Source organism: Nitrosomonas sp. Nm58, from assembly GCF_900107335.1.
Taxonomy (GTDB): Bacteria; Pseudomonadota; Gammaproteobacteria; order Burkholderiales; family Nitrosomonadaceae; genus Nitrosomonas.
Window position 1 is genome coordinate 13,277 of record NZ_FNPQ01000005.1, and the last position, 12,280, is coordinate 25,556.

Here is a 12,280-nt window from a genome sequence, read left to right on the forward strand (position 1 = left end):
AATCAATGTGTAATGTTGATGGTTTTCAAGAGAGAAAGAAAAGGCAAAAATTCCAGAGTCTATGGAGGTTTGTATGGCAAGTTTTGCTAATCACCTTATTCGTCTTTTATTGCAGCGCCTATAGTGCCAGTGCTGCCGCCTCAACAGCTTTATGCTCTGTTATAGCGGCGCATATTATTTCAGTCGAAGGTATCGTAGAACTACGCAGGGCAGAGGAGCGACGCTGGCAGCGAGTAGAGCCTTATGAAAAGCTATGTCAGGGAGATATGCTGAGAGTTCGCTCCCGCAGTCGGGCTTCTATTAGGTTAAGCAATGACAGCATGCTGAGGCTTGATCAGAAAACGACCATCACCATTGTCGAGCCGGAAGCTGAAAAAGCTTCTTTGCTGGATTTACTCAAGGGTAAGTTGCACATCATTACCCGTACCCCTATACCCTTCGAAATCAGGACCCCCTTCGTCAATGGGGGGGTAGAAGGCACTGAGTTTTTTATTGGGGTTGAACAAGACAAAGCTAGCATCGTGGTATACGAAGGCAAAGTGATCGCCAGCAATAAACAAGGCAGCCTTGTGTTGAGTGATCGTGAATCTGCAACGATCCTTAAAGATCAGGCTCCTCATAAGGAGGGTGTCATTCGGCCAATTGATGCGGTTCAGTGGGCACTGTATTACCCCAGTATCATCGATTACCGCTTGGATGAAAAAATAGTTGCTGAATCATCGGTGCAACCAATCTGGCGCACCTCGTTAGAATACTATCGCCAAGGCAGACTATTTGAGGCGTTGTCAATACTGGATCAGATCGCTCCGCATGAATTGACCTCCCACCTACTGACGTATCGCGCAGGATTGCTACTCTCTGTAGGGCGGATAGATGAAGCCAAAATTGACATCGAACAAGCACTTCAGCTTCAACCATACGACAGCGATGCTTACGCCCTGCAAGCTATGATTGCAGTGGTGCAAAATGTCAAAGAAAATGCACTGAACCTGGCCAACCAGGCAGTTGAACTCGATCGTACCTCACCCACTGCTAGATTGGCACTTTCCTATGCACAACAAGCGCACTTTAAGATTGAAGAAGCGCTTGGCAGTGTGGAAGAAGCAATTCGCTTAGACGAAAAAAATGCTCTGGCCTGGGCACGACTCTCGGAACTGCACATGTCCACTGGCTATATTGATCGCGCACTAGAAGCGGCCCAACAAGCAGTGAGCCTGAATCCTCATCTGGGCAAAACGCAGACCGTGCTCGGATTTGCTTATTTACTGCGAATCGATACGAAAAAAGCTAAAGCAACCTTTACCCAAGCGATCGAACTCGATCAGGCTGATCCCATGCCCAGACTCGGGTTGGGGCTAGCCTTGATCCGCGAAGGTAAGCTGGAAGCAGGTCGCATCGAAATCGAAATTGCGGCAAGTCTTGATCCCGCTAACTCACTGATACGCAGTTACCTTGGTAAGGCTTATTTTGAAGAAAAGCGCTACTTCTTAGCCAGTACCCAATTTGATCTAGCCAAGGAACGTGATCCCAATGATCCCACACCCTGGTTTTATGATGCGATTCAGAAACAGACTCAGAACCAGCCAATGGATGCCCTGCGTGACATCCAGAAATCGATTGAACTGAATAATAATCGAGCGGTGTATCGATCAAAGTTGCTGCTTGACCAGGATCAAGCCGGACGCAGTTCGAGTCTTGCCCGCATTTATGATAACCTGGGGTTTGAAAAGCGCGCATTGATGGAAACTGCCAAATCGCTGAGCCTCGATCCAGCAAATCATTCTGTGCACCGCTTCCTCTCTGATGTATATGTCAACATTCCGCGTCATGAGATTGCCCGTGTCAGTGAACTGCTGCAAGCACAACTGTTGCAACCGATCAATGTCAACCCAGTACAGCCCCACTTGGCCATCGCTGATCTTAACATCATCACCGGCACCGGTCCGGCAATATCAGGGTTCAACGAATTCGCCCCTCTCATGGAACGCAACAAGCCGCAACTGGTTGCTTCTGGCATTTTTGGCAACAATAGCACGCTTGGGGATGAAATTGTAGCCTCAGCCGTTTATGATCGTGCCTCAATTAGCCTGGGACAATTTCATTATGATACTAAAGGGTTTAAAAGAAACGATCCTGGAATATCTAACAATAATGACCAAACCCACAATATTTATAATGTATTCATGCAGTACGCGCTAACTCCCAAATTCAACGTGCAGGCTGAATTCCGTACTCGGAAGACAGAACAAGGGGATTTGACGCTGGATTTCAATCCTAAGAACTATGACCCAAGTTATCGACGAGAGCTGAGTGAGGATACGGCGAGAATAGGAGCGCGATATGCGCTATCACCCAATCAGGACCTGATTTTCTCCGGAAAATATATTGATCGTTCTGAATTTGTACATATTGAGCGTCCTGAATTCAAACAACAAAACGTTATTGATACTGACCTGGGAAATAAGGGTTTTCAGATTGAAGCTCAGCATATATTCAGGACAAAAAGTTTTAATTCAATAATTGGAGGAAGTGGTTACCGGTTTGACGACAATTTGCTAGTCAATAGTAATAAAACTCAGAAAGAGTTAGAGCGTGAAAGTGCCTACATTTACACAAATACCAATTTTCTCAGGAATATAGACACAACATTTGCACTAAGCTATGACTCATTCTCAAATACGCTTGATACCGAGAAAGTTGACAAACTTAATCCAAAATTTGGTCTGCAGTGGAATATCACTAATTCTGTCAGATTAAGAGCTGCTTGGCTTGAAGCAACCAAATCCCATCTGATAGCTCAACAATCATTGGAGCCAACACAAGTGGCTGGTTTCAATCAATTTTTTGATGACATAAACGGTACCAGGTCCAGGCGAATGGGAGTTGGACTTGATACTCATTTTACTAATCAGTTGTATAGCGGAATCGAAGTGTCTGAGCGCAAACTTGAAGTTCCATTTGGCATAAATGACATTCGAGAAACTTCCCCGATTGAGTATTTGCAAAAACAGAAGGAGCAGTTATATCGAGCATATTTTTATTGGCTATTCAATTCTAATTGGGCGATTAAAGGTGAAATGCAATTTGAAAAATTTGCTCGTAAGGATGAACGAATAGAAGTTAATAATCCAGATCGAATTCAAACGCTAAGCTTGCCAATAACCATTAATTATTTTCATCCACAGGGCTTTTTTTTCAACACTTCTATAAATACAGTTAAGCAGAATTTGCGACGTAAGCAAGATTTTAATGATAATCAAGAAAGGAATCCAGAAAAGACAAATTCTGGGGTAGATACGTTCTTCCTGCTTGACTCTATCATTGGCTATCGATTTCCCAATCGTAGAGGAATGCTCGCTTTTGAAGGAAGGAACTTATTAAACGATAAATTCTTTTATAGAAATACTGGCTTTTATATATCTGAAGCAATACCTACTCGATATGTACCTGAACGAACTTTTTTTGCGAGATTAACTTTAAATTTTTAAAGGAAATTGAAATTGAGCTTTAGCTACAAACTCATTAATAATTCATCTTGTGGTACTCTTGTAGAGTATCAAAATAACACGCAATCATGGGCAAGCCCCTGTCTTTATAATGCCGCTTTTCAATACACAGGAAACAATCTCGCATACAAAAATCAATATTTTTATATAAAAAAAGAGAATGATGGGCGCTTTAGTGTTTATAGCGCAGAAAAACTGTTGATTGGGGGACAATATTATTGGGTGCCAGTAGGGGCAGCTTTGCTTAGTTCCAACTAAATTTTTTGGTTGATCTCCAAGTAAAGTTTGAGATTATTACTTGTGATGTTTTATTAATGTTGTTCATGAAGTGAATTTACTCTTTTAATCTAGGTAATAATTGAAACTTTATTTAGCGGGATCATTAGTATTTCTGAAATCTTTAATCTCACCTATTACGATGCATTCAGCCGATCAATCTTTCGTTGCTTTGTTCAGAAATATCAAGGAATTCCATGACTTCTCATCGCTTGATCTGGAAAAAACCGCTCAATCTTGTCATCAACAGCACCATGTTGCCGGTGAAGAGATTGTTCGCTATCACGACCATACGAATAGTGTCTTTTTTATCCTGAAAGGGGCGATCCGGATTAATTATTATGCGGTCTCAGGGGATGAAGTGATTCTGTGTGATTTGCCGGCAGGCGAGATGTTTGGTGAACTGACGGCTATTGATGGTTTGCCACGCTCTGCAACCGCTATCGCAAAAACGGATACCTTGCTAGCATTCATACCTGCCCAGGCTTTCTTGCAGCTGATTCACATCAATCCTGCTTTCTGCACGGCTATTCTGAAGCGATTGACAAGCCAGGTGCGTCGCCTTACTGAGCGTGTTTATGATTTCAGCTCACTGGATGTGTGCGACCGTATCTACTCTGAGTTATTGCGTATGGCGAGAGAAAAGATGGTATCGCCTAATGCTGCACTTATCTCACCTGCGCCGACCCATTCTGAACTGGCTTGCCTTGTTAGTACGAGTCGGGAAGAGGTGAGCCGTACAATGAAGGAATTAAAGCGAAAAAATCTGGTTATGTGCAATGGTCGCCACTGGCATGTACTGGACGTGGCTAAGCTGACCAGAATGGTCAATGAAGTGCGTGGCTCCTTGGGTTAAGATCTTAATTATTCATCTCTATTTATTCCTTATGCAGTCACTTAGCCAGGAAACATCTACTTATTTAATCAAAAGCTAACAGAAATTTATAAGCGATAAAACTCGGTTGATTCTAAAGTTATTTTCTGGGACCGAGTATAGTCAAATGTCTGATCACTTGATAGAATCCCCAGCTTAATAATTTTAAGAATATCGTTTCACACTTTTATATTTTAGGAATATCAATGGCCATTCAAGACTTTCGTCCAGAGAAGAAAATTTCGATCTTTTATCCACCCCAACGTGTTTTGATGGGCCCTGGGCCGTCCGATACCCATTCCCGCGTGCTGTCCGCGATGGCGCGTCCCACCTTGGGTCATCTGGATCCGGTATTCACGGACATGATGGAGGAGTTAAAAAGTCTGATGCGTTATGCATTTCAGACAGCTAATCTGTTAACGTTTCCTGTGTCTGGCCCCGGTTCAGTGGGCATGGAAATGTGCTTTGTCAACATGATTGAACCAGGTGATAAGGTGATTGTTTGCCGCAATGGCGTGTTCGGCGGGCGGATGATCGAGAATGTGGAGCGTCACGGCGGTGTAGCTGTGGTGGTAGATGATAAGTGGGGAGAGCCGGTTGATCCCCAGAAAGTGGAAGATGCCTTAAAAAAGAATCCAGATACGAAAATCGTCGCATTTGTTCATGCCGAGACTTCAACTGGTGTGCAGTCGGATGCCAAAACCCTCAGTGAGCTCGCTAAGCTCTATAACTGCCTGACGATTATGGATACAGTGACTTCGCTGGGAGGAACACCTATTTATATCGACGGATGGGGAATCGACGCAGTTTATTCCGGCAGCCAGAAATGCCTGTCTTGTCCGCCGGGTCTTTCGCCGGTGAGTTTTTCCGAGCGTGTAGTCAATCTGGTCAAAAACCGTAAACACAAAGTACAAAGCTGGTTTATGGATATCAACCTGCTATTGGGTTACTGGGGATCTTCTCGTACCTATCACCATACAGCGCCTACCAATGCACTGTATGGACTGCATGAAGCCTTATTGATGCTGTACGAAGAAGGGTTGGAGCATTCCTGGGCACGGCACCTGCGTAACCACAAGGCACTGAAAGCGGGCTTTCAGACGATGGGTATCGAGTATGTGGTCGCTGAACCCTATCGCTTGCCACAACTGAATGCCGTGCATGTGCCAGTAGGCGTGGATGAAAAGGAAGTGCGTCGCAGATTGCTGGCTGATTTCAGTCTGGAAATTGGGGCTGGACTAGGCGACTTTGCCGGAAAAATCTGGCGTTTCGGCTTGATGGGTAATTCAAGCCGAGTTGAGAATGTCATTTTTTGCCTTAATGCCCTGGAAATAGTTTTGTCGGATATGGGGATGAAGGTAGAACGAGGCGCTGCTGAAGTAGCGGCTCATCAAACCTATGCTGCTAATCCGATGACATTATGAGTATTGATTGAAACGACAATCATAAACTATGCAGCCACTCTTTCCTACTGGATAGGAGTGGTTGCAACGGATAGCAAAGCGACAGAGGAGTATTGCTGTCATTCTTTTTTAAATTCTATGAGAGTTTATTGAATTATCATTCTGCGTATTGCTCGTCTATCATCTATTTTTCCGGGATAATCCTGCTCCATGAACTCAGGATTTCCTTATCAACTTTTAGCAGCGCCTTTATTATCTTTCTTGTTAGCGTATTTACTCATCTCCTGGTTGGTGAAAGGTAATGCACTTAGGGTGCTCGATTTTCCAAATAAACGTTCGTTACATAGCACCCCTGTTCCTCGAACCGGTGGTGTCGGTCTGGCTCTGTCGATATTGATGGTATGGCTGTTGTTTTCTGTATCATTGCCGCCCTCATTGTGGGCAGGGTTTGGGCTGCTTGCGTTTATTTCTTTTGTTGATGATGCGATGAGTTTATCTGTGCCGGTGCGCTTGCTTGTTCATATTATTGTAACCATGCTTTTTTCTGTCACACTTTTACTGGATGCTCACCATTGGGGCGTGGTGGTAGGAATTGGACTGGCAATGGTCTGGATGTCCAATTTATACAATTTCATGGATGGCTCTGATGGACTTGCGGGAGGAATGGCGCTCATTGGTTTCGGTTATTATGGGATGGCAGCATTGCTTGCTGGCAATACAGAGTTTGCCATGATTAATTTTTGTATTATGGCTTCCGCCGGGGCTTTTTTACGATTCAATTTTTATCCAGCGCAAATATTCATGGGAGATGTAGGGGCAGTGCCTTTGGGGTTTCTGGCGGCAGCGCTTGGCATGCTGGGTTGGGCTAAAGGGTTGTGGTCTTTGTGGCTCCCTTTACTGGTATTTTCACCTTTTATAGTCGATGCAACCGTGACGCTGGTAAAGCGGCTTTTCCAGGGTGAAAAGATCTGGCAGGCACATCGTAAGCATTATTACCAACGAATTGTGCAGAGTGGGTTTGGGCACCGCAATACAGCATTATTAGGATATATGTTGATGCTGCTTGCTGGAGGGAGTGCAGTATGGGCAGGCAGGCATAATTTTATCGTACAGGGCTGGTTGACTGGGGTGTGGGTATGTATTTATTTGATTATAATGCTGGCTTTTGATTGGTATCAGCGCCATTACTCCACTAATAAACAGAATGATTGCAAATAAATTTCATCTACGTTCATTCATCGCTTTCATTCATGATTTTATTGCAATAATCGTAGCATGGTGGCTTGCTTATTTATTCCGCTTCAATTTTGAGATTCCGGCTGATTTTCAAGCATCACTCAAGGAAAATTTGATCTGGATTGTTCCTACTCAAGCAATTATCTTCTATTCGTTTGGCTTGTATCGCGGATTATGGCGTTATGCTAGCTTGCCCGATTTAAAACGAATTCTGCTGACCGTAGCACTTGGCGCAGTGATCGTACCCTTTGTGATATTCATGCTGCAACTGTCTGCCTTGGTGCCGCGTGCCGTAATATTCCTTGCACCATTGCTATTGCTTCTGATCATGGGAGGGAGCCGCATTCTGTATCGGTCGTGGAAAGAACGGCGTTTTTACAGCTTAAGGAATTCTGAACGTAATTCGGTGATTGTGCTGGGTACAGGAAGTACTGCTATCAATCTAGTAAAAGATTTGGATATCAGTCCTGATTGGCGGGTAGTCGGTCTGCTGGGTGATAATCCCAAGAAATTAGGCATGCGTCTGCATGGTGTCCGGGTATTGGGAATGATCAGTGAATTACCTGTATGGGTAGAAAAATTAGGCGTAGGTCATGTCATTATTGCCATGCCGGCGGCTTCCCAGAGTGAGCGGCGCCGGGCGCTTGAAATGTGTGCAGACATTGGTGTCAAAGCACTAACGATCCCATCCTATGCTGATCTTGTAAGTGGCAAAATGACAGTTTCGCAAATCCACGATATTGGTCTGGATGATTTGCTTGGTCGTGCACCTGTGATACTCGACACCGAAGGATTGCACGATCTGCTAGCCGGAGAGACGATACTTATCACAGGTGCGGGTGGTTCGATAGGCTCTGAACTGTGTCGGCAAATCATGGCATTTAATCCCAGACAGCTTGTGTTGTTTGAATTAAACGAATTTGTGTTGTATACCATTCAGGAAGAATTTCTCAGCAGATTCCCGGATATTTCTTTGGCTTTTGTAATCGGAGATATCAAGGATCGCGCAAGGCTAATGCAAGTATTTGATAAATATCAACCTACGGTAGTATTCCACGCTGCGGCCTATAAACATGTACCTTTGATGGAAAATGAAAATAGCTGGCAGGCGATACTGAATAACGTCATGGGAACATATGTGTTGGCGAGAGTGGCCATTGAACACGCTGTAGAAAAGTTTGTACTGATTTCTACCGACAAGGCCGTCAACCCTACTAATGTAATGGGCGCCAGCAAGCGATTGGCTGAAATGGTTTGTCAGGCGCTACAACAATCAGTATTGCGTGCTGAGAACAAGCATATTGCATCATCCAAGACTTGTTTTGTCATTGTGCGTTTTGGCAATGTGTTAGGAAGTGCAGGGAGCGTGATTCCTAAATTTAGGGAGCAAATCGCAAAAGGTGGCCCCATCACTGTGACGCACCCTAAGATTTCCCGGTACTTTATGTCTATCCAGGAGGCAGCCCAATTGGTTTTACAAGCGGGCTCAATGGGCGGAGTGAAGGGTGGTGGGGAAATTTTTGTCATGGATATGGGTGATCCTGTCAAAATCATAGATCTGGCCAAAGACATGATTCGGTTGTCTGGTTTGAATGAAGAGGATATTAAAATTGTCTATACCGGCTTGCGCCCGGGTGAGAAACTGCATGAAGAACTGGTCACAGAAAATGAAAGCGCTTTACCAACTCAGCATGAGAAACTTCGCATTACGCTGTCTTATCAGGTTGATGAGCAATGGCTCGCAGCACTCATGGCCTGGTTTGCTGAACAACCTGCGCTAAATGATGAAGAGGTCAGACTGGCCTTGGCGAAATGGGTACCTGAGTATTCTGATAAAAGAACAGATAATCAAAGCGCGCCAGAAGAGCGGATGGAAGCTTCAATCATGCACTGATAGGGGATAAGGTATTCACTAGGAAAACCTTGAATACGCACCTATGCAAGTGAATTGCTGCGTTAGATGGTACTCCAACACTTGTCTATCTTATATCTCTATGTGGTTTTACTAAAAACGAAGTTTCGCTAGAATTTGCAGGCTCGTTTTATCGAAAACTTACTGGATTTGTTTTCTCGTTCCCTGTCTCGTCTGTCTTGAACTTCGTTCAATCTTGATTTTTACTATTTAAATTATTTGTCCACAATTTCTGTGGATAAGTTTGTGGGTAATTTGTAAATACTAACGCTAAGATAGTTATTTGTAATCATATTTTCTGGTTCGATTAAATTTTGAACATAAAAAATACTTTCTTAATCAATTATTTATCATTTTGTTGTGTGTTGGTGCGGGTTTGGCCGATGTATGACAGCTTCTAAGAAGAAAATGTGGATTATTTCATGATGTCAAGAGATTTCTTAACTCATCAAATATTTTTGATCATTATTCATGCTTAATATTCAGAATCTTGCCTATTTACAAAATGGGGTGCCGCTTCTGCAGGATGCATATTTGCAGGTATTTGCTAATCAGCGTGTAGGTCTTGTTGGCAGGAATGGCTGCGGAAAATCTACGCTGTTTCGATTAATACGCGGAGAAACTCATCCTGATAGCGGCGAAATTACTCTCCAGGCCGGTAAAACGATTGCTTTTGTTGAACAGGAGATCATCAATTCTCATCAATCTGCAATGGAATTTGTTCTGGATGGCGATATCGAGTTACGTCAACTAGAGCATATCCTGGCGTGTGAAGCGCATGATTCTGACTGGTTTGATGCGCAGCATCGCTATGAAGCGATCGATGGTTACGGGGCACGTGCGCGCGCAGCACAATTACTGAATGGATTAGGTTTTTCAAATGATGCTTTGGAACGTTCTGTCAATCAATTCTCAGGTGGATGGCGAATGCGCCTGAATTTAGCGCGCGCATTAATGCATCGAGCTGATTTGCTGCTCTTGGATGAACCAACCAATCATCTTGATCTGGAAGCCATTCTCTGGCTTGAACAATATCTGGTTCGTTATCCGGGGAGTTTAATAGTGGTTTCGCACGACCGCGAATTTCTTAATACCTGTGTGAATCGCATTGCGCACATTCATAACCAGATCATTGATTGCTATAGTGGCAATTACGATGATTTTGAACGTGCGCGCGCTGAGCGTATCGCGCAACAGGCGCAGGCTTTCCAGCAACAGCAGAAGCATATTGCCCATATGGAAGATTTTGTGCGACGCTTTCGAGCTAAGGCTACCAAGGCAAAACAGGCACAAAGCCGGGTTAAGGCCCTTGAGCGGTTGACACGTATCGTGCCACTTTATGTGGAGGATGGTCATTACCAGTTACAGATTGATGCACCCGAGCGCAGCCCTGATGTATTGTTGAAAGTAGAAGATATGGGTTTTGGTTATGGTGGAAAAATGCTATTCCAACACATCAATTTGTTCTTGCGGGTAGGTATGCGTATTGCACTTATGGGACCGAATGGTGCTGGCAAATCAACACTGATCAAATTGTTGGTTGCTGAACTTAAACCTGCTGTAGGGCGAGTAGAAATCGCACCAGATATCCGGATCGGCTATTTTGCTCAGCATCAGCTTGAAAAGCTGGATGGATCGATGACACCGTTACAGCATCTTCAGCAACTGGCGCCCAAGGAAACAGCGTTGACATTACGTACCTTTCTGGGCCGATTTGGATTAGCTGCCGATAGTGAGGATCGGCCGGTGATGACTTTTTCCGGCGGCGAGAAAAGTCGCTTGGCACTGGCTTTGCTAGCTTGGCAGCGACCGCACCTGCTGTTGCTGGATGAGCCTACCAATCACCTTGATTTGGACATGCGTGATGCACTCATTCTAGCATTGGAAGAGTATACCGGCAGTGTAGTACTAGTATCACATGACCGTAGTTTGATTCGTGCAGTGGCCGATGAATTATGGCTGGTTGCGGATGGTCAGGTGCGACTATTTGATGGTGATCTGGAAGATTATAAGGACTGGCTTGAGAATCAGCGCGCTCGCGAAGCTATTAAATTCAAGCCAGAAAAAGTTATTCAGTCAAAAGCTTCTAAGCCAAATAGAAAAATGCTTCTCTCTAAGCAAACCAAACTTGAAGCAACATTGTCCAGTACCCAGGCAGAGTTAGTTGCAATCCATCACCAGTTGGCTGATCCGGCTACTTATACGAACCGCACACCGGAGGAAGTCAACCAACTTAACCATATTCGTGCCGGGCTCGAAAAAAAAATTGCTGAGCTGGAAGAAAACTGGTTGGAGCTGGAAAGGGTGATGGAAGAATGTGATTAAATCTGATTTGGAAGCCGTAGGCTGGAGGATACCAAAAAGTACAGTTTGTTTGCGGCCGTCTGACCAACCCGTTAAGACTGAAAATAGATGCTTGGCACGGCACGTTCATAAGTTTCAAGGTTTAGCTGACGATGGCTCTGTTTGGTTGATTACCTTATAACAACCATTCTCCACAAGCTGGATAGTGCGCAGAGGTGGATAGAGCGTTGATGGATTGACACTGGATCTGGACTCAACGGTAATGACACGCTATGGACAGCAAGAAGGCGCCCTTACGATCCGTTACCTCAGCAGTTGTGACGGCAATTGCATGGGGAGGTCCTTGTGTATCGACCGCGATATGGCGCTTGATCCCTGATACTTTGTTTCCTGCATCGTAGCCCTTCGCATGAGCGCTATCCGTGTTTTTTTACACTTTGTGCGTCGATGATCAAAAAGCTCGTCGAGGATTTACGCCCCTGTTTTGTACGGACCACGCCAACTACATTTTTTTAAAGACCGTTGTCGCTTGGGTATCTCTTCCTCATCCACAGAGTCTACGATATTCACATAATCGTGAACAGGCTCTAGCCCGAATATTTCATAAATTGTCACGTGCCCTCACTTGCCTTTTGATTAATAAGAAAGATTTTGCTCAGTCGGGTGTATGAGTCACTACACCCCTCCTTCTCAAAACTTCCCTATTAATCAAAATCCTGCGTGATCATCACGCGAATTTATGAAATATTCGGGCTAGAGCTATTATCAG

At 44.4% G+C, this 12,280-nt stretch carries 7 protein-coding genes and 1 pseudogene; 7 read left to right on the forward strand and 1 reads right to left on the reverse strand.

Annotation, left to right across the window (positions count from 1 at the left end; translation table 11 throughout):
* Positions 1-5: 5 nt before the first annotated feature.
* The 7 genes from BLW34_RS03535 to BLW34_RS03560 all read left to right on the forward strand — a co-directional run bounded on the left by BLW34_RS03535 (position 6) and on the right by BLW34_RS03560 (position 11,532).
* Positions 6-3,488: a FecR domain-containing protein gene (locus tag BLW34_RS03535; RefSeq protein ID WP_090575692.1), complete on the forward strand. Its 3,483-nt coding sequence runs from the start codon at positions 6-8 to the stop codon at positions 3,486-3,488.
* A gap of 12 nt (positions 3,489-3,500) precedes the next feature.
* Entirely contained in the window at positions 3,501-3,764 is a 264-nt protein-coding gene (locus BLW34_RS15475) for a hypothetical protein (RefSeq protein ID WP_143037856.1), read from the forward strand.
* Between the two features lie 100 nt (positions 3,765-3,864).
* Positions 3,865-4,638 (forward strand): Crp/Fnr family transcriptional regulator, encoded by a 774-nt coding sequence (locus tag BLW34_RS03540; protein ID WP_256203556.1) that lies wholly within the window; start codon positions 3,865-3,867, stop codon positions 4,636-4,638.
* 224 nt (positions 4,639-4,862) lie between these two features.
* Positions 4,863-6,080, forward strand: a complete 1,218-nt coding sequence (locus BLW34_RS03545) for a pyridoxal-phosphate-dependent aminotransferase family protein (protein WP_090575695.1) — start codon at positions 4,863-4,865, stop codon at positions 6,078-6,080.
* 189 nt (positions 6,081-6,269) lie between these two features.
* Positions 6,270-7,277, forward strand: a complete 1,008-nt coding sequence (locus BLW34_RS03550; protein ID WP_090575698.1) for an MraY family glycosyltransferase — start codon at positions 6,270-6,272, stop codon at positions 7,275-7,277.
* The gene (locus tag BLW34_RS03555) at positions 7,264-9,189 is read left to right on the forward strand and encodes a polysaccharide biosynthesis protein (RefSeq protein WP_090575700.1); all 1,926 of its coding nucleotides are present in this window, start codon (positions 7,264-7,266) and stop codon (positions 9,187-9,189) included. Before BLW34_RS03550 ends, BLW34_RS03555 begins: the two co-directional genes overlap by 14 nt.
* Before the next feature lie 489 nt (positions 9,190-9,678).
* Positions 9,679-11,532, forward strand: coding sequence for an ABC-F family ATP-binding cassette domain-containing protein (locus BLW34_RS03560; protein WP_090575703.1), 1,854 nt, complete (start codon positions 9,679-9,681; stop codon positions 11,530-11,532).
* A 265-nt stretch (positions 11,533-11,797) separates the two neighbouring features.
* Here BLW34_RS03560 and BLW34_RS03565 read toward each other — a convergent pair.
* A pseudogene (locus BLW34_RS03565) lies at positions 11,798-12,023 on the reverse strand (transposase); the annotation flags it as partial.
* Positions 12,024-12,280 lie beyond the last annotated feature (257 nt).

Bases quoted from the DNA above. Each gene is read 5' to 3' on its own strand.
- BLW34_RS03535 (WP_090575692.1), top strand. From the start codon at position 6: ATGTGTAATGTTGATGGTTTTCAAGAGAGAAAGAAAAGGCAAAAATTC.
- BLW34_RS03555 (WP_090575700.1), top strand. From the start codon at position 7,264: ATGATTGCAAATAAATTTCATCTACGTTCATTCATCGCTTTCATTCAT.
- BLW34_RS03545 (WP_090575695.1), top strand. From the start codon at position 4,863: ATGGCCATTCAAGACTTTCGTCCAGAGAAGAAAATTTCGATCTTTTAT.
- BLW34_RS03550 (WP_090575698.1), top strand. From the start codon at position 6,270: ATGAACTCAGGATTTCCTTATCAACTTTTAGCAGCGCCTTTATTATCT.
- BLW34_RS03560 (WP_090575703.1), top strand. From the start codon at position 9,679: ATGCTTAATATTCAGAATCTTGCCTATTTACAAAATGGGGTGCCGCTT.